Annotated in this window: 24 protein-coding genes; 9 read left to right on the forward strand and 15 right to left on the reverse strand. The window is 53.5% G+C overall.

Features of this window, described 5'->3' with window-relative positions; translation table 11 throughout:
- Nucleotides 1–30 precede the first annotated feature (30 nt).
- Nucleotides 31–3,099, reverse strand: coding sequence for a transcription-repair coupling factor (mfd, locus tag GT409_RS09795; protein ID WP_160628912.1), 3,069 nt, complete (start codon nt 3,097–3,099; stop codon nt 31–33).
- A gap of 66 nt (nt 3,100–3,165) precedes the next feature.
- On the opposite strand from mfd, the gene murD reads away from it, so the two are divergent.
- From murD to ftsW, 3 genes are all read left to right on the forward strand, one after another.
- The gene (murD, locus tag GT409_RS09800) at nt 3,166–4,452 is read left to right on the forward strand and encodes a UDP-N-acetylmuramoyl-L-alanine--D-glutamate ligase (protein ID WP_160628913.1); all 1,287 of its coding nucleotides are present in this window, start codon (nt 3,166–3,168) and stop codon (nt 4,450–4,452) included.
- Between the two features lie 26 nt (nt 4,453–4,478).
- Entirely contained in the window at nt 4,479–5,441 is a 963-nt protein-coding gene (locus GT409_RS09805) for a muramidase family protein (protein ID WP_160628914.1), read from the forward strand.
- 63 nt (nt 5,442–5,504) lie between these two features.
- On the forward strand, nt 5,505–6,632 hold the full coding sequence (ftsW, locus tag GT409_RS09810) for a putative lipid II flippase FtsW (protein ID WP_160628915.1): 1,128 nt from the start codon (nt 5,505–5,507) through the stop codon (nt 6,630–6,632).
- Here ftsW and GT409_RS09815 read toward each other — a convergent pair.
- From GT409_RS09815 to nth, 9 genes are all read right to left on the reverse strand, one after another.
- Nucleotides 6,629–7,573, reverse strand: a complete 945-nt coding sequence (locus tag GT409_RS09815) for a CRISPR-associated protein Cas4 (protein WP_160628916.1) — start codon at nt 7,571–7,573, stop codon at nt 6,629–6,631. The genes ftsW and GT409_RS09815 overlap by 4 nt on opposite strands.
- A 196-nt stretch (nt 7,574–7,769) precedes the next feature.
- On the reverse strand, nt 7,770–8,846 hold the full coding sequence (gene arsB, locus GT409_RS09820; RefSeq protein WP_160628917.1) for an ACR3 family arsenite efflux transporter: 1,077 nt from the start codon (nt 8,844–8,846) through the stop codon (nt 7,770–7,772).
- 14 nt (nt 8,847–8,860) lie between these two features.
- Nucleotides 8,861–9,559 (reverse strand): cytochrome c biogenesis CcdA family protein, encoded by a 699-nt coding sequence (locus tag GT409_RS09825; protein ID WP_160628918.1) that lies wholly within the window; start codon nt 9,557–9,559, stop codon nt 8,861–8,863.
- Nucleotides 9,560–9,562: 3 nt separating this feature from the next.
- Complete coding sequence (locus GT409_RS09830) at nt 9,563–9,961, reverse strand: thioredoxin family protein (RefSeq protein ID WP_160628919.1); 399 nt, start codon at nt 9,959–9,961, stop codon at nt 9,563–9,565.
- Nucleotides 9,962–9,970: 9 nt separating this feature from the next.
- Complete coding sequence (locus GT409_RS09835; protein WP_160628920.1) at nt 9,971–10,927, reverse strand: permease; 957 nt, start codon at nt 10,925–10,927, stop codon at nt 9,971–9,973.
- Between the two features lie 86 nt (nt 10,928–11,013).
- Entirely contained in the window at nt 11,014–11,466 is a 453-nt protein-coding gene (locus GT409_RS09840) for an arsenate reductase ArsC (protein WP_233231521.1), read from the reverse strand.
- Nucleotides 11,459–11,695 carry a hypothetical protein gene (locus GT409_RS09845; protein WP_160628922.1) on the reverse strand — a complete coding sequence of 79 codons (237 nt, stop codon included), beginning with the start codon at nt 11,693–11,695 and terminating at the stop codon, nt 11,459–11,461. Before GT409_RS09845 ends, GT409_RS09840 begins: the two co-directional genes overlap by 8 nt.
- Nucleotides 11,683–11,994 carry an ArsR/SmtB family transcription factor gene (locus GT409_RS09850; RefSeq protein ID WP_160628923.1) on the reverse strand — a complete coding sequence of 104 codons (312 nt, stop codon included), beginning with the start codon at nt 11,992–11,994 and terminating at the stop codon, nt 11,683–11,685. Before GT409_RS09850 ends, GT409_RS09845 begins: the two co-directional genes overlap by 13 nt.
- A gap of 145 nt (nt 11,995–12,139) precedes the next feature.
- Nucleotides 12,140–12,793 (reverse strand): endonuclease III, encoded by a 654-nt coding sequence (nth, locus tag GT409_RS09855; protein WP_160628924.1) that lies wholly within the window; start codon nt 12,791–12,793, stop codon nt 12,140–12,142.
- A gap of 132 nt (nt 12,794–12,925) precedes the next feature.
- Between nth and GT409_RS09860 the strand changes: the two genes are divergently transcribed.
- The 4 genes from GT409_RS09860 (at nt 12,926) to mutM (ending at nt 17,455) form a co-directional block, all read left to right on the forward strand.
- Entirely contained in the window at nt 12,926–14,518 is a 1,593-nt protein-coding gene (locus tag GT409_RS09860) for a thrombospondin type 3 repeat-containing protein (protein ID WP_160628925.1), read from the forward strand.
- Nucleotides 14,519–14,598: 80 nt separating this feature from the next.
- The gene (gene mvaD / locus GT409_RS09865) at nt 14,599–15,621 is read left to right on the forward strand and encodes a diphosphomevalonate decarboxylase (RefSeq protein WP_160628926.1); all 1,023 of its coding nucleotides are present in this window, start codon (nt 14,599–14,601) and stop codon (nt 15,619–15,621) included.
- A gap of 8 nt (nt 15,622–15,629) precedes the next feature.
- Entirely contained in the window at nt 15,630–16,643 is a 1,014-nt protein-coding gene (locus GT409_RS09870) for a hypothetical protein (protein ID WP_160628927.1), read from the forward strand.
- 2 nt (nt 16,644–16,645) lie between these two features.
- Complete coding sequence (gene mutM, locus GT409_RS09875; RefSeq protein ID WP_160628928.1) at nt 16,646–17,455, forward strand: DNA-formamidopyrimidine glycosylase; 810 nt, start codon at nt 16,646–16,648, stop codon at nt 17,453–17,455.
- A gap of 1 nt (nt 17,456) precedes the next feature.
- Here mutM and tadA read toward each other — a convergent pair whose 3' ends face one another.
- The 5 genes from tadA to GT409_RS09900 all read right to left on the reverse strand — a co-directional run bounded on the left by tadA (nt 17,457) and on the right by GT409_RS09900 (nt 20,307).
- A complete protein-coding gene (gene tadA, locus GT409_RS09880) occupies nt 17,457–17,951 on the reverse strand; it encodes a tRNA adenosine(34) deaminase TadA (protein WP_160628929.1) in 495 nt (164 codons plus the stop codon).
- A 68-nt stretch (nt 17,952–18,019) separates the two neighbouring features.
- On the reverse strand, nt 18,020–18,655 hold the full coding sequence (locus GT409_RS09885; RefSeq protein ID WP_160628930.1) for an HAD family hydrolase: 636 nt from the start codon (nt 18,653–18,655) through the stop codon (nt 18,020–18,022).
- Between the two features lie 99 nt (nt 18,656–18,754).
- On the reverse strand, nt 18,755–19,654 hold the full coding sequence (gene lipA, locus GT409_RS09890) for a lipoyl synthase (protein ID WP_160628931.1): 900 nt from the start codon (nt 19,652–19,654) through the stop codon (nt 18,755–18,757).
- A gap of 75 nt (nt 19,655–19,729) precedes the next feature.
- Nucleotides 19,730–19,945 (reverse strand): hypothetical protein, encoded by a 216-nt coding sequence (locus GT409_RS09895; protein WP_160628932.1) that lies wholly within the window; start codon nt 19,943–19,945, stop codon nt 19,730–19,732.
- On the reverse strand, nt 19,945–20,307 hold the full coding sequence (locus GT409_RS09900; RefSeq protein WP_160628933.1) for a HesB/IscA family protein: 363 nt from the start codon (nt 20,305–20,307) through the stop codon (nt 19,945–19,947). Before GT409_RS09900 ends, GT409_RS09895 begins: the two co-directional genes overlap by 1 nt.
- A 144-nt stretch (nt 20,308–20,451) precedes the next feature.
- Here GT409_RS09900 and GT409_RS09905 point away from each other — a divergent pair, with 144 nt between their 5' ends.
- Nucleotides 20,452–20,886, forward strand: a complete 435-nt coding sequence (locus GT409_RS09905) for an RrF2 family transcriptional regulator (RefSeq protein ID WP_160628934.1) — start codon at nt 20,452–20,454, stop codon at nt 20,884–20,886.
- A gap of 100 nt (nt 20,887–20,986) precedes the next feature.
- Nucleotides 20,987–22,426 (forward strand): Fe-S cluster assembly protein SufB, encoded by a 1,440-nt coding sequence (gene sufB / locus GT409_RS09910; RefSeq protein ID WP_160628935.1) that lies wholly within the window; start codon nt 20,987–20,989, stop codon nt 22,424–22,426.
- The last annotated feature ends 22 nt before the right edge of the window (nt 22,427–22,448 follow it).

The raw sequence follows: 22,448 nt of genomic DNA on the forward strand, positions 1-22,448 counted from the left end.
GGGGTTGCCTCAGCGGCAACCCCGTTTTTTTTATGATGTGAAGCTTTTGAGAAGAGCCAGTACTTCCTTCAGGCGGGCCGAGGTGCTGTTTGGGTTCAGGCGTGGATAATGTCCATTCACCATGATCGGTTCTCCATTGCGGATCAGCATGATTCGATCATCATTAACTCGGATTGTTTTAATTCCCGCCTGAGCCGCGGCAATCCTCATGCGGGCAATTTCGAACAGATTCTGCATTGCCGGGGGCAGGCGTCCGAACCGATCGGAAAATTCTCTTTTTAATTCCCGAACTTCGCTCTCTTTGGCGAGCGAAGAGATTCTCCCGTACAGCTTAACGCGCAGATTTTCATCGTCCACATAGCTGTATGGGATGAAGGCCGCAGCAGTTTGCTCTCCGGAGGCCGGGGAACGTTCGATAAAATCGAGATCAACAGAGGCCTCGATGATCGGAGGAACTTTTTTACCCTGCAGGCGTGCAATGCTGCGTTTGAGCAGTTGGCAGTAAAGATCAAACCCAATGGCCGCGATGTGTCCGCTTTGCTGGGCTCCAAGCAGATTCCCTGCGCCGCGGATCTCCAGATCGCGCATGGCAATGCGAAATCCGGTTCCGTGTCCGGTATATTTTTTAAGTGCTTCAATTCGCTGTCGTGCATCACTGGTCAATACGCCGTGCGCTGGAATCAGCAGAAAAGCGAAGGCTTTTCGCCGGGCGCGCCCGACGCGCCCGCGCAGCTGATAAAGATCTGCCAGTCCGAATCGGTCGGCTCGATCTACCAGAATTGTATTGCAGTTCGGAATATCGACGCCGTTTTCTACAATAGTGGTGCAGATGAGCACATCGAACAGGCCCCGCACAAAGCGGTGCATGATATCCGAAAGCTGCTTTTCACTCATCTGCCCATGGGCATACTCAATTCGCGCTTCCGGAACCAGTTCCTGAACCCGTTCTGCCATTTTATCAATCGTCTGCACGCGATTGTGCAGATAAAACACCTGTCCGTCGCGGGCCAGCTCATGGCGGATGGCTTCTGTAATGATTTCGTCGTGTTCTTCGAGTACGAACGTCTCGACCGGCTGGCGTTCCTGCGGCGGGGTGGAGATGGTGCTCATGTCGCGCGCGCCGGTCAGCCCCATGTAAAGCGTGCGCGGAATCGGTGTGGCGCTGAGCGTCAGTACGTCCACTTCTTTGCGAAGCTGTTTGAGATGCTCTTTGGCGCGCACGCCGAAGCGTTGTTCCTCGTCAATCACCACCAGTCCCAGATTGCTGAATCGTACGTCTTTGGAAACCAGCCGATGCGTGCCGATTACAATATTCACGGATCCTTCGCGCAGCCTATGGATGGTTTCGTTCTGCTCGGCTTTGGTGCGAAAACGACTGAGCATCCCGATGCTGACGGGGAAGGCCGCCATGCGTTCTGTGAAGGTGTCAAAGTGCTGCTGGGCCAGAATCGTGGTGGGAACCAGTACCGCGACCTGGCGGCCTTCCATCACCATTTTGAAAGCCGCCCGCATGGCGACCTCGGTTTTCCCATACCCCGCATCGCCGCAGATCAGCCGGTCTGCGGGGAGGGCAGATTCCAGATCCCCTTTGACCGCTTGAATGGCCGCCAGCTGATCCGGTGTTTCCATGTACGGGAAGGAATTTTCGAACTCACTCTGAAGATGAGTGTCCGGCCCGCAGGGGCGGCCCTTCTGCAGTGCGCGCGTTGCCTGTGTTTCGAGGAGGCGGGCTGCAAGGTCTTCGATGGCGGCCTCTGCTGAAGCGCGGTCATTCTGCCAGCGTTTTCCTTTCAGTGAATGAAGCGCCGGCGCGGCGTTGCCCATGCCGGTGTAGCGCGTAAGCAGATGGGTTTGTCCGGTCGGCAGATAAATGCGTGCGCCTTCCGCATACTCGATCAGCAGCATTTCCTGCTTCCGGCCGGCCATCTCGATTTCCATGACGCCCATGTATCTGCCGATGCCGTGGTCGGCGTGCACGACCAGCTCACCGGGTTGAATGTCGTTCCATTCCGCAACGCGTTCGCCCTGCTGTGCAGACGTCGCTTTTCCTTTTTTGCGCGCATGGGCGGTTTTGGCTGCGTAGCCGTAGATATCGGCTTCGGTGAGTACGAGGTGTTTGGCCTGTTTGCAGACAAAACTTCCGTGGAGAAGGCCCGTATGAAGGTTTCCGCTGGTTCCATAGACCTCTTTGATGCGGTCGCGGGAGCCTTCTGTTTCCATGTAGATCTCGATGTTCCAATCTTTGGAAATCATTTCTTCCAGAGTTTGGAAAAACAGCTTCCGCTGCTGTTCTGCAGCATCGGCCGGATGCTTATCGCTGACCGGTTTGAGGTTGGTTTCGTAAGCGGCCAGATCGATATCGACCGTATCGGTGGTAACGCAACCGATCTGGATCGACTGTGATGGGGGCATCGCGTCCACATTCGAGTAAACATGCAGGGTGTTTTCCGGCAGCAGTTTGTCGAGTGTGGTTTCACCTTCTGCATTCAGCGGAAAGATTTCGAGCGTTTTGATTTTTTCAACGGAGCGCTGGGTCAGCATGTCGAAGGTGCGCAAGCTGTCGATCTCATCGCCGAAAAACTCAATGCGGACGGGATGTTCTGCGGTGGGCGGCCAGAGGTCGACAATGCCGCCGCGGCGCGCGGCGGTCCCTTTTTCATACACTTCGACGTCCAGCGCGTAACCCTGAGTTTCCAGGGTTTGGAAAAGCTCGTCGGGATTGATGCTGTCGCCGGGCTTCAAGGCCAGCGGTTTTCCGAGGGTTGGAAGCTTTTCTTCCAATGTTTGGAATGTCGTTAGCAACACAAACGTAGACGCGGTGTCTTTACCGCATTGAAGCTGATTGAGCGCTTTGAGTCGTTCCCCCTGAAGTTCCATGTCGGAGGAGTCATTGGGCGGGAGAAGGAGCAGTGTTTTTTCCGGACATAATGTCCGGAAACAGTCGGCCAGTTTTTCCAATGTTTGGAAATGATCGACCACCCAGAGTTGGGGCTGTTCCAGCCCGCCGCCCAGAAACGCCTGTGCGGACGGAGGCAGCGGCGGCAGTTTACAGGTGCTGCTTTTCAGTGCTTTCAGAATGGATGACAGCTCAAGTTTCACACGGACAATCTAGCACGGGTTGAAAAAAATAGACAGGACGGGAAGATTGTTTATGATCTCCGGTTCATGCACAGATATGGTACAGCACTGGTTTTGGGGCGAGGTCGCAGCGGACGGGCCGCGGAGGCTCTGCTCCGCAGTGAGGGAACGGTTGTTTATACGGTTTGTGAGGATTTAACGCCGGATTACCGCTATGAGAACCTGCATTTTGATCCGGATGTGGCGATCGTCAGCCCGGGATTTTCGCTGGAACATCCGTGGGTGAAGGATCTGGTCGAGCACGGTGTGCCGCTGCGCTCTGAGTTAGAGTTGGGATGGTCTCGTCGTCATTGTCCGGCCATTGCGGTGACCGGATCGAACGGAAAGAGTTCGGTGGTTAAGTGGCTGGCGGATGCTCTGACTGAATCCGGATATGCGGCGGTGCCGTGCGGCAACTACGGACTGCCGGTATGCGCGGCGGTGATGCTGCCGGATGTGCCGGACTGGCTGGTGATGGAAGTCAGTTCGTTTCAACTGGAAACGGTTCACGAGTTTTATCCGGATATCGGTGTTTTTCTGAACATTCTGCCGAATCATCTGGATCGTCACCGCGATCTGAAAACCTATTGCGATGTCAAACTTCGTCTGTTTGCTCAGATGCGCGAAGCCGGAACGGCGGTGATCCCGCTTGATCTTTTCCAAACACTGGAAGAAAGCTGTGCTGCGGCGCATGTCTGCAAAACGTTTGGACTGCAGGAAGGTGCGGACTACCGGTTTGAGGCCGGTCGGGTTGGTGAGTTTGATTTGCGGGGCACCTATTTTGATAATGAAGTTCTCGGTGCTGCCGCCGCGGCGGTTGCGGCGGTTTGGGATTCCTGCGGGTTGCCTCGGGAAGCGCTGGAGGAGGCGACTCGCCGTTTTGAACCTTTATCGCATCGTATGCAGCTGGTTGCCGAGATTGACGGAGTGCGCTATGTGGACGATTCCAAGGCAACCAATATGGCAGCAATGTGCGCGGCCCTGCGAATGACTCGCGGACGGGTGCATTTGATTGCGGGAGGCCGCCCGAAAGAAAGCGACTGGAGTTTTGCGAAAGATTTACTGGCACAGCGGGTTTCGCGCCTATATCTTATCGGAGAAGCGTGCGATGCGATGCAGGCGGCATGGGAAGATGTTACAGACTGTGCGGCCTGCGAAACGCTGGAACGAGCTGTTGCTGCTGCGAGGGAATCCGCTGAACCGGGGGATACGGTTTTGCTGTCCCCTGCATGTACCAGTTTTGACCAGTTCAGCAGCTTCGCTGAGCGGGGAGAAGTGTTTGTTCGCGAAGTGACCCGTTTGACGGATTGTGTTGCGCGCAGGCGTAAGGATTAAACAGAAGGAAGAGAGAGGGAGTTGTCATGAAAATGAAACGGAACCTGTTGGTTGCGGCTTCGCACGTTCTGGTGCTTGCCGGTTTTTCATTGTTGCAGGGATGTGCCACCGGAGAATGCCCGGTTTGCTGGCTGAACTGGCCTTATAATACTCCGACAGAAGAGCCGTTGATTGTTCCTGCAGACAACTCCGGTGTCGGTTATATTGAGGAAGATATCTTCCTTCCACCGGCGGCTCCGGTTGATATGCCCCCGATTTCTTATCCTGAACCTGTGATTCAGGAACCTGCTGTGGCAGATCACATTTACACGGTCCAGAAAGGGGATACACTTTCCGGAATTGCTTCCATGTATGGAACTTCATGGAAAAACCTGTCAGACTACAACGGGCTGAGTAACCCCAACAAACTGGTGGTCGGTCAGGAGATTCGGGTTCCGGGAACGCTGAGCGCTTCGGCTCCGGTTGTCCGTTCGTCGAGTCCGGCTCCAAAGACATCGTCTTCGACCGGTTCTTCCAGTCGCGGATCGATTGCTCAAGGATCTTCATATGTGATTCAGAAGGGCGATACGCTTTCCGGAATCGCAAAACGCGCCGGCCTTAGTGTTGCGGAAATCAAAGCCGCCAATGCGCTGGATAACTCTGTGATTGTTGCGGGAAAAAGTCTGAGTATTCCGAAAAAAGGTGAAGTGAATGTTTCGTCTTCCTACAGTGCGCCGGTAACCGCTCCCAAGCCGGCTCCGATGGTTGAGGTCGCGGCGCCGGTTGCTGGTTCTGCTCCGGAGCCGGCTCCGATGGCAGAAGATATTGCTCCGGTTGAATCCGCTGCGTCCGCTCCGGTTTACGAACATGTTCTGTATCCGGGAGAAACCCTCGAAGATGTTGCCCGCCAGTATGGTACCACTCAGGATGAGATCATTATGCTGAATGGATTGACCAGCCCGGATGATCTGAAGCCCGGCACCAAGCTGCTGGTTCCGATTCCGGAATAAAAGTCTTCTGTTTAATCGAAAAGGGGACGTTTCTGTGACGTCCCCTTTTTACTGTTTTTTGCTATGCAGCGAACCATTACAGTGTTGATTGCCGCAGTGCTGATGCTGGCAACAGTAGGACTGGTGATGTTGTTCAGCGCCAGCATGATGCGCAGTGAAAACAGTGGGTATTTTGTGCTGCATCAGTCTGTGTGGATGACGATCGCGCTGGTCGCAGCCATTGTGTGCACCCGCCTTGATATCCAGTTTTTCCAGAAAACAGCAATTCCTTTGGCCGCAGTCTGCGTGTTGGCATTAATTTGTGTGAGGATTCCCGGAATCGGGCATGAAGTGAAGGGGAGCTGGCGCTGGATTCAGATTGGTTCGCTGACAATTCAGCCCTCTGAATTTGCCAAAATCGGCATGATTTTCTCTGCGGCCTGGTGGATTTCCCGCCGCCGGCGCTACATGCACACCTTTCGGCGCGGCATCCTGGTTCCAATGATGGGGCTGGGCCTGTTTGCCGGCCTGCTTCTGGTAGAACCGGACTTCGGCAGCACGGTTCTTACTGGGCTGGTCATTGTGACGATGCTTTATGTCGGCGGGGCCAATGTTGCGCATTTGGCCGGGTTCGGAGCTGTTGGAGCCTTGGGGTTTGCTATTCTTCTGATTCACAACCCGAACCGGATGGGCCGTATTGCTGCTTTTCTGAATCCGGAAAAACATGCACAAGGCGAGGCGTGGCAGTTGATTAATGCTTTGAACGCATTTGCTGCCGGCGGCCTGAAAGGATCAGGGTTGGGGAACAGTATCCAGAAGTACTACTATCTTCCCGAGGCTCATACCGACTTTATTTTTCCGATTCTCGGCGAAGAACTGGGGCTGATTGCCAGCCTGGCAATTCTCCTTCTTTTTCTGGTGATTTTTGTTTGCGGCCTGCTGATTGCTGCGCGCGCCAACGATGATTTCGGCCGATTTGCGGCGCTGGGCTGCACGTTGATGATCAGTCTTCAGGCGTTGATCAATTTTGCAGTGGTAACCGGATCGATGCCGACCAAGGGGCTGGCTCTTCCGTTTCTCAGTTACGGGGGATCGAGCCTGCTGGTCTGTTCATGTATGGTCGGGATTCTGGTGAATGTGGCGCATACCGCCCGCAGTCCGACAGCAAAAAAACGGACTGCTCTTTTTAAGGACAAAAAGCGCCGAGCTTAGGCTTCCAGTTCCGGTTTGCATAATTCGTAGAATTTACACATCCGGCAGGAATCGGGGTCGGCGGCCAGTTCCCACTCTTCTTTGGGGAGGGGCTCGTTTTTTTTGCGGTCGAAGTCCACCAGATATTCGCTCATTTCCGCTACGGAAGCTTCAATGCGCGCTTTCTGTTCGTCGAATTCATCCATTGTCAGCTGGAAGGGAAGTACCTGGCCTTCATTGAGGTACTCGACGTACAGAAAAATATCATCAATCGGCACATTGTATTTCACCTCGGCCCACAGGGCATAGCCTGCCAGCTGATCACGGTGGGATTCTTTGATTTTTCCCGCTTTCCAGTCGTGAATGTGCATCTGGTTTCCAATCCGGTACGCGTAGTCGGGAATAACGTACATTTTTACACCATTCCATGTGATGTTTTCCGGGTCGCCGCCCATGTCCGGCGTCTGGATCTTCATTTCCTGCTCAAACGTAATGTTTCCAAGCCTTGGAAGAACCAGTTCGATGAAATTCTGCGTACAGTTTATCACCTGCTCACGGATGGCTCCGATCGCGGCTTTTTCATCATCCATGGTTTGGTAATAGTGCCCGTGCAGGCAGCAGAACTGTTTCGGATTCTGTTTCCACGCTTTGTCGCGTGATTCCTTCCAGCAGCGGATCAAAAACGGCCGGGCGACCGTTTCGTAGGCTTCCTCTGCGGAGACCGGATGGTCCGCCTGATGCTGACGCAGCACGCGCATAATTGTATTTTCGGTGGCCACGCCCATGATGCCCCAGCGATTGGTCATTTTGTTAAGACGGTATGCGGTTTTTGTTTCTGCATCTGCGTTGCGGTCCCAGCCGCCCCACATGCCGTATTTACTCCAGTAGCGCCGTCGCCGGCACTCTTCAAAATCGGCCGCCGCGCTGAACGACCACGAAAAGGTGTTTTTTAACATTGCCATAATTTTTTCAGATTACCTGTCTGTCATCGCAAATGCACGTGCGAGTTTCCAATGTTGTTGAACGTCAGGATGAGTGCAGTATACAACGCCACCATTCTGCTTTCAGTGTTTCAACCGGAAACACAACCGAGAAAGGGACGATAATTAAATGAAACCGGAGATTATAGCTGTAAATGCAAGGAATGGACAGAGCGCTTTAAAGCGCAGAAGCCGGCTTTGGCGTTTCCTGTTCTGTAAACCAGCTGGTGGTGCGGTTGGCGAAGGCGACGAGAGCGAGCATAACGGGGACTTCGACGAGGACTCCGACGATGGTGGCGAGAGCGACAGGTGAAGACGTTCCGAAGAGCGCAATGGCGACGGCAACGGCCAGTTCGAAAAAGTTCGAGGCGCCGATCATGCCGGCGGGCGCGGCGACGTTGTGCGGCAGTTTGAGCGCTTTGGAGGCGAAGTAGGCAATGCAGAAGATCAGCACGGTCTGAATGATCAGCGGCACGGCGATCAGGCCGATGTGAACCGGATTGCTGAGGATGACATCGCCCTGGAAGGAAAAGATGATGACGAGCGTGAGCAACAGGCCGGAGATGGTGGTTTTGCTGAATGTGGGCAGGAAGACGTTTTCAAAATAGTCTGCGCCTTTGGTTTTGAGCAGGTGGCCGCGGGTGAGCGCGCCGCCAGTGAGCGGGATGACGACGAACAGCACGACGGACAGAAACAGCGTATCCCATGGCACGTAGACGTTGCTGATGCCGAGCAGGAATTTAACGATCGGTACAAAGGCGAAGAGAATGATGAGGTCGTTGGTGGCGACCTGCACCACGGTATAGGCCGGGTTTCCTTTGGTGAGGTGGCTCCAGACAAAGACCATGGCGGTGCAGGGGGCGGCTCCGAGCAGTACGGCTCCGGCGAGATAGTCTTTGGCCAGTTCTGCCGGAATCAGATTTTTGAAGACAACGTAGAAAAACAGCCATGCGATGCCGAACATGGTGAACGGTTTGATCAGCCAGTTGCTGATCCATGTCACAAAGAGGCCTTTCGGATTTTTACCGACGTTTTTGACGCTCTTGAAGTCGACCTTCATCATCATCGGGTAGATCATCAGCCAGATGAGCACGGCGACGGGAATGGAGACGTTAGCGTATTCCAGTTTGCCGAGGAAGTTGGGGATGGCGGGCAGGAACCGGCCGATCAGGATGCCTGCGAGCATGCAAAGCGTGACCCAGGCGGTCAGGTATTTTTCGAAAAAGCTGATGCTGCTTTCAGTTGGTTGACTCATGGTTTTCTCCTGTTTCAGGGTGAGGTGTAGAGCATGTAAAGTCCGCCGATCAGGACGAGGATGCCGCAGATTTTTTTGAGCCGGACGGCTCCTTTGGATCGGTCGTTCCACTCTTTGTAGCGCTGGACCAGTCCGGTGCAGACGCCGGCCAGTGTGATGACGCCGCAGTGGCCGATGCCGTACATCACAAGCAGGCTTCCGGCGTAGATCGGCTGTTCCGAGCCCAGCTTGAATGTGATGCCGAGCAGCGGCGCCATAAAAGCAAAGGAACAGGGGCCCAGCGCGATGCCGAAGATCAGTCCGAGCAGAAATGCTCCGCCCATCCCTTTGTGTCTGCGGTTTGCCTGATCCGGTTTGTTCCACCCCAGAGGAATGACGCCGAGCAGGTGCAGGCCAACGATAAAAAAGATGAGCGCGACGAAATAATTTCCATAGCGGCCGATGTCACCCATCATTCGGCCCAGCGCAGATGTAAGCACGCCGATCAGCGCGATGGTGAACAGCATGCCCGTTGCAAACAGAAGGGAAATGGCAAAGGCACGGCGGGGAGTGGAATCTTTCTGTTCGTCAATCAGGCCGACGATCAGCGGAATGCTGGCCAGATGGCACGGGCTCAGCAGAATGCTTAGAATTCCCCAGAGCAGCGCAGCGCTCAGAGCGATCAGCGGCGTGCTTCCTACGGCATGGGTCAGAGATGTGAACAGCTCTTCCATTGATCAGTCTTCCTTAAATACGTATCCAAGATCCTGCCATTTCGCCAGCATGTCTTCGCGGGCGAAAAATCCTTCATGACGGAATAGTTCATTGCCGTCCGAATCAAAAAAGATCTGAGTCGGGATGACGCGCAGGTCGTACTGTTCGCTGATACCTTTGTGCTGCCACACGTCGATAAAATCGACGAGAAGCTGCTCGTCAAAGGTTTCTTTCATTTCATCGAGAATAGGAGCCATCATTTTGCACGGAACGCATTTGAGGGAGCCGAGTTCGAGCAGTCGGGGCAGCGGCAGGGAAGCCGATGCGGTTTCCTCTGTCGGAGCCGGTTTGTATTTCTTGATCTCAAGGACCGCGGCAATCGCAATGATCAGCAGTCCGACGATGAGTATGTTTTTTTTCATGACGAGTCTTTAGAACAGAAGGTTAAACAGGAGTCCGACCAGAATGATGCCGATCGTGGCAGTGGCGATAAACACGGCAATCAGGCGCGGTTTCATGACTTTGCGCAGCAGTACCATTTCCGGGAAGGAAAGGGCGGTGACGGCCATCATAAAGGCAAGTGCGGTGCCGAGTCCGACGCCTTTTCCGATCAGCGCCTCGGCGATCGGAATCGTGCCTAGAGCGTTGGCATAGAGCGGAACGCCGCAGAGTACGGCGATCAGGACGCTGAGCGGTTTGTCGTCACCGGCGTAGCGGGCCAGGATGTCTTCCGGCGCCCAGCCGTGGATGAGCGCGCCGACGCCGATGCCGATCAGCAGGTAGATCCAGATGCGCTTCACAATGCTTTTTGTCTGGTCCGCCGCATAAGCGATCCGCTCTTTTTGCGTCATGTCCGGCCGGATTTTGTTGAACGCTTCGCCGCTGAACGCTTTCGGTTCCAGATGGGCTTCAGGATTGAGTCGTCCGATGATCAGGCCGCTGCTTACGCCGATGATGACTCCGGCGGTGACATAGGTGAACGCCACTTTCCAGCCGAATGCGGCCAGCAGAATAGCGAATGCCGCTTCGTTGACGATCGGGGAGGTGATCAGGAACGAAAAGGTGATGCCGAGCGGAATGCCTGCTTCTACAAAGCCGATGAAGATCGGCACTGATGAGCAGGAACAGAACGGCGTGACGATGCCGAGCAGCGACGCGGCCAGGTTGGCTTTCGGTCCCTTCACGTGAGTCAGCATTTCCTTGGTTTTCTGCGGTTGAAACCAGCTGCGCAGCCAGGAGATGACAAAAATCATCAGCGAAAGCAGAATCAGGATTTTGATCGTGTCGTAGAAAAAGAAATGCAGACTGCCGCCCAGCTTGGATTCGACCGGTATTTTAAAAACACCTTCAACGAGGTGGGTAATCAGATTTTCCAACCATTGGAACATGATGCACTCCAGATCTGTTCTGTTTTATTTTTCGCGGAGTTTGCCGAAAGGTTCCGGCGCTTTTTGTGTCTTTGCGAGAGAAGGATTCATGATGCGTTTTCTTCCAGGTTTTCGGGCAGCTGTTCGACAAAGGTTTTGATTTGATCGCGCACTCGGCGGTAGGCGTCGAGCTGATCTTCTTCGGATGCCCCTTTCTCCGCCAGCTCACGGGCCAGTTTCGGAGGGTCGTCGAAGCCGACGTGCACCACACGGGCGTCGGCAGGAAAGACCGGGCAGGTCTCGTGAGCGTGTCCGCAGACGGTGACGACCACATCCAGATCGATATGCATCAGATCTTTGATGTTTTCCGACTTTTGACCGGAGATATCGACGCCGGCCTCGGCCATTACTTTGACCGCGTTGGGATTGAGTCCGTGGGTTTCGATGCCGGCGGAATAAGGTTCAAGCACATCGCTTTTCAGTGCGTGCGCCCAGCCCTCGGCCATCTGGCTGCGGCAGGAATTTCCGGTGCAGAGGAAGAGTATTTTCAGTTTACTCATGTTCAATTCCTTCATTGGGTTGGTTCGTTGTCACATCTTTCGGAATAATTTCATCCGGGAAAGGGTCGATATACAGTCCGTGACCGGTTGGAAGAGGACAGACTCCATCTTCACAGGGAGTTGCCTGGCGCTTCATATATTTATTGAATTCAACCAGCATAACCATCGCTGCGGCCAAGCTCAGCCAGGCAAACAGCCGTCTTTTCCATTTGGATTTTAATGGGGACATTCGGCCTCTCCCGTAATGCGCCCCACGCAGGCCAGAAAGTCGCCGATACAGGGGCAGGTCAGATGATAGTAGACATAAAGGCCGCGTTTTTCTTCGCGAAGCAGCCCTGCGTTTTTTAGAACCGACAGGTGGCGCGATACCGTCGGAAGGGTCTGATCGAGCAATTCGCGCAGTTCACAGACACACAGTTCATGCTCCATCAACGCATAGACAATCAGCAGACGCGATGGATGCGCCAGCGCCTTCATCACGGTCGCCTGTCCCTGATAATCCTTCTGTTTTACATCATAACGCTCCATAAGTGAGCCCCTTATTTTGTTAATTAGCAAAATAGCTAAATAGTGTTGGTGATGCAATTCTAAAAATAATCTGATTTGCATGTGGTGGATCGAGCCCTCCGGGCGCGTTTTGAACCGGCACGGAGATCCGGTTCCACTAAACAGTCTACTTCTTGGTGATGACCGGCTTGGTGCGGTTTGGGAACAGTTCGCGGCACATCGGACATTGGGTGCCGTCGCATCCGCGGGCCGTGCAGTGCTGCCGCCCGTAGGTAATAAACTGCAGGTGGCGCAGTTCCCACTCTTTCGACGGGAACAGTTTTTTCAGGTCAGCCTCGGTCTGCTCCACATTTTTTCCGTTCGTCAGCTTCCAGCGCTGGGCGAGGCGATGGATATGGGTATCGACCGGAAACGCCGGCACGCCGAACTGATGAACCATCACTACGCTGGCGGTTTTATGGCCGACGCCCGGCAGTTTTTCCAAATCCTGGAAACTGTCCGGCACCTCGCCGCCGTGTTTGGCAATCAGGATTTTTGACATCTCATAAATAGACTTGGATTTACTGTTGGCCAGCCCGCAGGTGGCGATCAGTTCTTTGATGCGCAGCTGTCCGAGCCTGACCATTTTTTCCGGTGTATCGGCGTCAGCGAACAGGGCGGGAGTGACCTCATTGACCCGTTTGTCGGTGCACTGCGCCGAAAGAATCACTGCCACCAAAAGCGTATAGGCATCTTTGTGGTCCAGCGGGATGTCGATATGCGGATACAATTCATCCAGCCGCTGCCCAATCAGATCCGCCCGTTCCTGTTTTGTACTCATAATGGGAGATTCTAGACAGGATCGCGGGATAAACAAGATTTGAAGAAGCACTGGAACCCCTGAGAATATATACTGTTATTAAGATAAATGGTTTGTTACATCTTAAATGTCTTTTTGTTAAAAGGGGTTGCCATGAATAAGTTGTGTTTTACTGGGTGTGTTTGCTGGTTGTTTTGTACGGTTATTTCACAGGCAGATGATCTATTTGTGGATGTGAATAATTCAACTCCGGGGTTTCCTTACGCCAGTTGGGCGCTTGCGGCTACCAATATTCAGTCGGCTCTTGATCAGGCTTCGGCAGGAGACACCATTTGGGTGAAGCCCGGGACCTATAGATTGACGAATGAGATTTCAATCAGCACACCTGTGACTCTTAAAAGTGTCAATGGGCCTGACGAGACAATCATTGATGCGCAGTGGTATTCCCGTTGTTTGAATTTGAGCGCTGACGGCATTTCGATTGAAGGGTTCACTCTGTGTAACGGCTGGGCCGGTTTCGAGGAAGGAGGCGCAATATATTGCGATGCTGATAGCTCGATCAGCAATTGCATCATTCGCGATAATGTTGCTTTTGGCTATGGTGGAGGGATCTGTGGGGACTACTCTTTAGACGTATCTATTGAAGACTGTATTTTGCGTAATAATGAATCTTTGCTTTATCAAGGAGGGGGCGCTTATCGGGTTACCTCTGTTCAAAACTGTGTGTTTGACGGGAACCGCGCAGCTGCTGATGGCGGCGGTCTTTGTGTTGCATATGTTGTCTCCGGATGCACGTTTAAGGATAATGTTGCGGGAGAGAACGGTGGTGGTGCGGTAGCTGTGGATAAAGCAATTAACTGCCACTTTGAGGGTAATTCTGCAGCTGGTGACGGAGGAGGTATGTGGTTAGGTGGTGCTTTTGGATGTCTTTTTGTCAGCAATTCGGCTGGGGGAAATGGCGGCGGTGGGGCGAGTTGTGTTTCAGCAAACTGTACCGTTGTTGAGAACCATGCGGGCATATCCGGTGGTGGAATTTATGGTGTTGGTCGTCATCCTGATGAAGGATTTGAGGGATTGTTTAACTCGGTTGTTTATGACAATACACCGGATAATGCTGCCGATGTAACAAACCGGTGGGTCTTTTACTCATGTTCGCCCGACTTCATTCATGGAGATTCAGGAAATATTACAAATGCACCAGCATTTGTGGATGCAGATGCCGGGGATTATCGTCTCAGTGCTTCTTCGCCCTGTGTTGATCTGGGGATTAATGCGTATTCTCCGGGGACGGCTGATTTGGATAATAATCCACGTGTCATTAATTCCCGGGTCGATTTGGGCGCTTATGAATATCAGGAGTCGGTTGCGGATGCAGATGGGGACGGGATCGGTGATTTTGCAGAAAGTCAGTATGGAACTGATCCCAATAACCCGGACTCGGATGGCGATGGATTTGATGATGGGTGGGAAATTTCCAAGGGTTGGAATCCACGCCAGTATGATTCTTCCGTGTCTTCCTACATTGCTTCAAATCAGTCTGTGTTCGGCTACTACACCGAAGATTCTATTGGAGATCTTTCCATGGGAAAAGCGATGTTGGGTGTGAGCAATGGAATGGCAAGCTTGCAAATGCAATTGATGACATCCGAAAATTTGGTGAACTGGACCAATGTTGGAGGTTCCGTGCATTGGTCTGTTCCTGTGACGAATGACAAGGCCTATTTCCGTATACATACCGATCCTTGAAGTTTTATGCTTTCACCTCCTTAACCTCTGGTCAGAGCAATAGATCCGGACTAGAATGACGATGAAGAATCAGGGAGGGAATGATGACGCGCCAGAAATTTGTCGATAATCTGCTGCAGCGAACAAAAGGAGCCGCTGGGACCCGCGGCGAAGCGTTTGCGCCGGCCAATATCGCGCTGTGTAAATACTGGGGAAAACGCAACGAAGAGCTCAATCTTCCGGTGAACTCCAGCCTGTCGGTTTCTCTCGGGAAGCTCGGTACGCGCACGATTGTCAAGTTTGCCAAAAATGCGGATCGCATTTACCTGAACGGAAAACCGGCGCCCGAATATTTTGCTTCGCGTACGTCCGCCTATCTCGACTTGTTCCGCCCGGAAGGCGTCTTTTTTGAGGTACGTACCAAAAACAACATTCCGACCGGAGCCGGGCTGGCGTCATCAGCTTCCGGCTTTGCCGCTCTGGTGAAGGCGCTTGATCAGCTGTTCGACTGGCGCTTCAACCCGCGCGAGCTTTCCATGCTGGCACGTCTCGGAAGCGGCAGCGCGACGCGTTCGCTTTACGGCGGTTTTGCCGTTTGGCATGCCGGACAGCGGGCCGATGGCATGGACAGTTATGCCGAGTGCGTTTATGAGGATTTGAAAGACAAAAAGATTCCTGCTCAGCCTTCCTGCAAGGTTTGGAAAAACCTGTGCGTTGGAATTCTCGAAGTTTCCAAGGCTCGGAAACCGGTTGGGTCAACCGATGGTATGAACCGTACGCGGGAGACTTCTGAACTGTACAATTCTTGGCCGCATCAGGCCGCGTGTGACTATGACGAACTGCGTACGGCCATCGCGGCCGAAGATTTTCCAATGCTTGGAAAAACCGCTGAAAACAACGCGCTGGCGATGCATTCCACGATGATGGCCGCATGGCCGCCGCTGTGCTACTGGAAGCCGCAGACTGTCTCTCTGATGAACAAGGTGTGGAAAGCACGCGAGGACGGGCTGGAGCTGTTTTTCACCATTGACGCCGGACCGAACCTGAAACTTCTTTTTCTAAAGAAAAATCAGGCAGCGGTGAAAAAACTTTTCCCGAAAGTACAGATTGTCAGTCCCTTTTGAGCGAAATTATGAAGAATAAATCAGCGATTTTAATTGTTTGTGGACTGGCAGCTGTTGGTTTTGCTCAGTCTCGGAGTGTGGTTCGGAAGATCGAACTGAACGATCCCGTATCTGCGGATCCGCGTGTCTGTAAGGTGGTTCAGACGTTTGACAGTCAGGGGGTGCTGTCCGGTTATCACATGAAGCTGTTGACTGATGTGTGTGAAGATAAGGTGTGTAAAATCCTGAATGTCACGCTGTACTGGGATGCGATGGGACGCTATGTGCAGATCAAAACTCCGCCGGGATTCCCGTTGACGAAGCAGGATCACGTCGAGTTTTCTATGGATGATTTGTGGCAGTTGGATGAAATCCTTAAAAACAGGAGTTCAGTTCTGCATCATTACTCCTATGAGGATATTGACGGCAGTAACAATCAGGAACTGGATGCGGTCAGCGGCGCGACTCCCACAGAGGTTCATAATGCAGTTGTCAAAGGAGCTGCTTATACCACCTGGGTTCTCTGGCGCTGGGTCAATGGAGACATCACGGACAAGCTGATTCGGATGACCGAAGAGAACTCTTCCCCGGCGTTTGTTCGTCACTGCCTGCAGTCCCGGGATCAGAGGCAGATTGAATATGCGTTGGAATATATCGGGTCGGATCCGCAGTTTTTGGAGTCGGTTTATGAGGCGCTGGACCAGATGGACTACGGCAACATCGTGCTTGCCGTTCAGTATCTGAGTCAGGCGGATGACGTCCGGCTTGCTGGATTGGTTGGCCAGACCCCGCAGCGGGTCAGCGAACAGATCGTGAAGCATTTTTCGAAACAGGCCGGAACGTTGAGTTCGGACGTTCTTCATGAGCTGGTTTCGAGGCTGCCGCAGATGAGCTATTATGAGTTGTATACTTCTTTGGATCTTTTTGATGACAGCAGTTTTTCTTCCGAAAAAATTCAATGGAATGTCTCTGTCCTGACAAACAGCCCCAATCCGTTTATTGCGCGGCGGGCAAAAGAATATTTTCAGACAAGCGGTCGCTGATTATGCCAGAACTTCCCGAAGTCGAAACCATTCGTCGCCAGCTCTGCGCGGCCGGTATTTGCGGTCGTATTATTGAACGGATTTCAATCGGCTGGCCGCGAACGGTCGAGCCCATGGCGCCCGCGGCATTTCGAAAAAAAGTAACAGGACAAACGATCGGCGCCGTTTCCCGCCACGGAAAGTGGCTGATCTTTGAGTTGGATGATATCGACAATCTGCTGGTGCATCTGCGGATGACCGGAGGGTTTTATTTTTCGGAAGGTGACCTGAAAAAAGGCCCCTATGATCGGCTGGTTTTTCAGCTGAGCGACGGAATGAATCTGCACTTTCGCGATCCGCGGAAATTCGGACGCGTGCGTCTCGGGATTTTCCCTTTGGGGCTTGGACCGGATGCGATGGAGATCACGCCGCGCCCGTTTTTCCAAACCCTGGAAAAATCGAACCGGCAGCTCAAACCGCTGCTGCTCGACCAGTCTTTCGTGGCCGGCATCGGAAATATTTATGCCGACGAAGCGCTGTTTGCTGCTCGTCTGCGCCCGGATCGTCGATCCGGCACACTTTCAGAAGATGAAAAACAGGCCTTGTATTATGGAATCACCAATGTGATCCGTGCCGCGGTTGAGAACGGGGGAACCTCGCTTGGAGACGGGCAGGGAAATTATGTCGACCTCAACGGAAACTCCGGCGGACATCAGGATAAAGCCAACGTGTACGGCCGCGCAGGGAAGCCTTGCGTTGAATGCGGCAGACCGCTCGAAAAAACGACGCTAGCCCAGCGCACCACCGTGTTCTGTCCTCACTGTCAGAAGTAAATTATTCAGCAGAGTCGCGCGCTGCTTTTTTCTCGGCGCGGCGTTGCCTGAAAAATCCCTGAAGCAGTGCTTTGCATTCTTCGTGCAGCACGCCGGTTTCGATCTCGGGGCGATGATTCAGATCGGCATCGTTCAGGATTGTGAATTTGGAGCGCGCGCCGCCGCGTTTGGGGTCGTCGACGGCCCACACCACTTTTTTGAGTCTCGCGAGCACGATTGCTCCGGCGCACATTGGGCAGGGCTCTTTGGTGACGTACATGACAGCATCAGTCAGTCGCCAGTTTTCGAGCTCCGCTGCGGCCTGGGTGATGGCCAGTATTTCCGCGTGCGCGGTTGGGTCTTTGAGCGTTTCGGTCTGGTTATGGGCTTTGCCGATAATGCGGTCGTCTTTCACAATGATCGCCCCGCAGGGCACTTCGCCCGCTTCGGCGGCACGCTCCGCTTCGCGCAGGGCCATGCCCATATACATCTGATCCACTGAAAATTCTTCGTTCATATTTTTCAAATCCTTGGAAAATCACTGTATCTGTTTTTCCGACCTCTGGAAAAGAAAACTGTGCGCGTCTATGCAATAGACCGCACGCCGGACAGGGAGTTGAAAACCGGAACGCCGCAGGCTTCAAGGCGCGGACGGCTGTTGTGGCCGTTGGCGACAAGTGCGCACTGCACGCCCATGGCGTCGGCAACTTCAAAGTCGTGCACGGTATCGCCGACGAACAGAACTTCGGACGGATTCAGGTTTGAATTGGCGATATACTGCTTTCCATTTTCGACTTTCCCGTTGGCGTAGATATCGTTGAGTCCGATGATTTCGTCGAAGAATCCGGTCAGCTCAAAATAATCTGTGGATTCAAGAAGAGCCTTCTGTTCATAAGCCGATAGCACGGATTGCAGAGTTCCCTGGGTTTGGAAAAACTGAATCAGTTCGCGGACTTCCGGGTGCAGATCGCATTCGAAGCGGCGCTGTTCATATTCGGCAATAAACTCTTCGGCGAGCCGGGGGTACGGATCGACTTCGTAGTCGAATCCGAGCTGGCAGTAATAGTCTGTGACCGGAAAGCAGAGTTTGGCACGGTATGTTTCCGGCTGGATCAACGGCAGTCCGCGCCGTTCCAGCATGTGGTTGTTGATTTCAACGCACAGCCAGGTGTCATTCCACAGCGTTCCGTTCCAGTCCCAGATAATCTGTTTGTATTTCATGCCGTTTCCAGTTGCCAAAGTCCGAAAATAGCAGGGCGGCCCAGAGGCGGGAAGCATTTTGGAGGAGGTTTCCAGGGGTCGGAAGAAGTGGGGCGGTGCCTATCGTTCTTCTGTGGCTGTTCGGTAGAGCTCTCCGGCGCGGTAGGAGGAGCGGATGAATGGTCCGGAGGCGACGGCACGGAACCCGAGTTCGAGCGCGAGGGTTTTCCAGCTCTCAAACTGTTCCGGAGGCGGGAAGGAGAGAACAGGGTAATGAGTTGGTGTTGGCGCGAGGTATTGCCCGATGGTCAGCAGGTCGACACCGGCTTTACGAAGCGCCCGCAGGGCGTGTTCAACATCGGCTTGTGTTTCGCCGAGTCCGACCATGAGGCTCGATTTTGTCAGCAGGTCGGGTCGCAGTTCTTTGGCGGCTTCCAGAATGCGGAGGCTGACGGCAAAGGATGCTTTTGGGTCGCGTATGTTCGGGGTGAGCCGCTCGACGGTTTCGATGTTATGAGCAAAGACTTTGAGCGGTGCGCCGTCGAGCAGGGATGCCAGTGCGGTTTCGTCGCCGGCGAGGTCGCTTCCGAGCAGTTCCAGTCCGGTGGCGGGGGACAGTCGGTGAACGGCTTCGAGGCAGGCGCGGTAATGGGATGCGCCGCCGTCAAAAAGATCATCGCGATTGACGACCGTGATAACGGCGTAGTCCAGTTTGAGTGCGGAGATGGCCGAGGCCAGCTGGAGCGGCTCGCCGGGATCGGGCGGGGGCGGGGCATGTTGGTGATCAACGGAACAGAAACGGCAGTTGCGCGTACAGGATTTGCCGGCGACCATGAACGTCGCTGTTCCCTGACTCCAGCAGGTGGTGCGGTTGGGACACTTGGCTTCTTCGCAGACGGTGTGCAGGGACCGGGCTGATGTTGTCGTGTGTATTAGTGTTTGTGTTTCCGAGCCGGCTTCCGGAAGCCGGGTTTTAAACCAGCCCGGAAGCGGTGGGCGTTTGCGCTGGAGTGTGGGCATAGGGACTCATCGGATAGGTTGCGATTATGGTTTGTTAATGAATTCAGAGTGGATGTCTTCACTTTGATCATTTACTTAATCCGTTTTTGTACGAAGCCGCTCGATCAGGGTAAAGGCGAAGGCGGCCCGCTCGTTGCGGGTGCACTCGGCCTCAACCTTGGCCAGCAGTCGCTGGAGTTTCGGTGCAGACTCCGGATCATTTTCGGTCAGCCGCACCGATTCAGACAACTGTGCCTGATTGATGCAGTAGACGGATTCTCCGCCAAGAATAGATGTAGGTGGTACAGGCATTATCGGCAATTTCCTCCGCAAGGGGTGACTTCATCGGTTTCGCGCTCCTTAAAGCTGGCTCCGCAGCCGCAGGAGTGCTGGGCATTCGGATTCTTCAGGATAAAACCCGGTTGAATCAGATCGTCGGAAAAGTCGATGCTCAGTCCGTCGATCAGGTGAAGGTATCTGTGGTCTGCTGCAATGCGCAGTCCGTCCTCATCATAAATAACGGCATCCATTTCTGTGAGAATGTCATCTGCGTAGGCAGAGTATGACATGCCGGCACATCCGCCCGGCTGTACGCCAAGCCGCAGGAAGGTCTCTCCGCCGATTCCGCCTTCGAGCAGTTTGTTAATCGCCTGGTCACTGACTGTGATTTCCATGGTGTTCCTCTCTGGTTGCGTCTCAAATGTGACCGCATTAGTCGCATTTGGCGCGCGGCCTGTCAATTAAATAAGATAAATAAAAACCTAGTTATTGATTGTTGCTGTCAGTGCGCTATAGTGGAGCTCTCTCAAGGAGAATCTATGATTGTTGGAACTGTACCGAAACAGGTGGAATATGCGCTGATGGCCCTGACGGAAATGCAGGAGGCCAATCCCGGAAAACTTTTTCCTGTCCGGGAACTGTGCGATCGGCACCAGGTGCCGTTTGATGTGATGTCCAAAACCATGCAGCGCATGGTGCGGGTCGGTCTGTTGCGCTCTGTACAGGGTGCCAGCGGGGGCTATCAGCTTATACGCGATCTGGAAACGGTGAGTCTGCTTGACCTGATGGAGGCGGTGAGTGGTCCGGTTGCCGCGGTGAACTGTTTGAAACAGTGCGGATGTGCCCGTTCCGGCCAATGCATAATTTCAAGTTCCATGCGCCGTTTGAATGAAAAGATGAGTGCGGTGTATGCGGAGCTGACCGTGGCGGAGCTGGTTGCTGAGGATGATCCGGTAGAACGCGCCGCCAGTTAAAATCGTTTTTTAAACGCAAATAGGTTTTTTTATAACTTATATCTTGAATCGTGACCGTTTTGATCGTATTTGTCTTCACATCTTAAGTCGAGAGAAAATTATGGACCAGAAACAGACAGTGCAGGCGGGAAACCGGGAATATAAGTATGGGTTCGAGACCGATATTGAGATCGAAACTGTTCCCAAGGGGATCAATGAGGATATCATTCGTTTGATTTCCTCTAAAAAGGAGGAGCCGGAGTTTTTGCTCGATTTCCGTCTGAAAGCGTATCGCTGGTGGAAGGAGCAGCGCGAACCCACCTGGGCTCACCTCGACTATCCACCGATTGACTTCCAGAACATCCGTTATTTTGCGGCCCCGAAAAAGGGTGCGCAATATGACAGCCTTGATGATGTAGAGCCGGAAGTCCTTCGTACTTTCGAACGGCTGGGGATTCCGCTGGATGAGCAGGAACGGCTGGCCGGGGTTGCGGTCGATGCGGTGTTCGACAGCGTTTCCGTGCGAACCACTCACCAGAGCATGCTGGCGCAGTACGGGGTCATTTTCTGTTCTTTTTCGGAAGCGGCCCGCAAATATCCCGAGCTCATCAAAAAATATCTCGGCAGCGTGGTTCCTTCCAGGGATAACTTTTACGCCGGACTGAACTCCGCGGTGTTTACAGACGGCTCCTTTGTCTACATCCCGCCCGGAGTTCACTGTCCGGTGGACCTTTCCACCTATTTCCGTATCAACGCCAAAGAGACCGGACAGTTTGAGCGGACCCTGATTGTGGCCGATAAAGGAAGCCGGGTTTCTTATGTCGAAGGCTGTACGGCACCGATGCGCGATGAAAACCAGCTGCATGCCGCAATTGTCGAGCTGGTGGCACTGGATGATGCAGAAATCAAATATTCGACGGTGCAGAACTGGTATCCCGGTGACAAAAACGGCAAGGGGGGAATCTATAATTTTGTGGTCAAACGCGGTCTCTGCAAGGGCGTTAACTCCAAGATTTCCTGGACGCAGGTCGAGGCCGGCTCGGCGATTACGTGGAAATATCCGAGTGTGATGCTCAAGGGCGACAATTCCGTCGGCGAGTTTTATTCGGTCGCACTGACCAACAATAAAATGCAGGCGGATACCGGCACCAAAATGATTCACATGGGAAAAAACACCAGCAGCACGATTATCTCCAAAGGGATTTCCTGCGAACAGTCCACCAACAGCTATCGCGGTCTCGTGCGCATGTCGCCCGGTGCGGAAAATTCACGCAACTATTCGCAGTGCGACTCCATGCTGGTTGGTGACGAGTGCTTTGCCAACACGTTTCCGTACATCGAGGTTAACAACGACAGCTCGACAGTCGAGCACGAGGCCACCACCTCGCGACTCAGTGCCGACCAGCTGTTCTATCTGCAGAGTCGCGGGCTGGATATGGAAGCCGCGGTCTCGCTGCTGGTGAATGGATTTTGTGAAGAGGTGTTTCGGACGCTTCCGCTCGAATTTTCGGTTGAAGCTGTCCGCCTGCTGGAAATGAAGCTGGAGGACAGCGTTGGCTGAATGATGAATTATAAAGGAAATG

It is taken from the genome of Tichowtungia aerotolerans, from assembly GCF_009905215.1.
Taxonomy (GTDB): domain Bacteria; phylum Verrucomicrobiota; class Kiritimatiellia; order Kiritimatiellales; family Tichowtungiaceae; genus Tichowtungia; species Tichowtungia aerotolerans.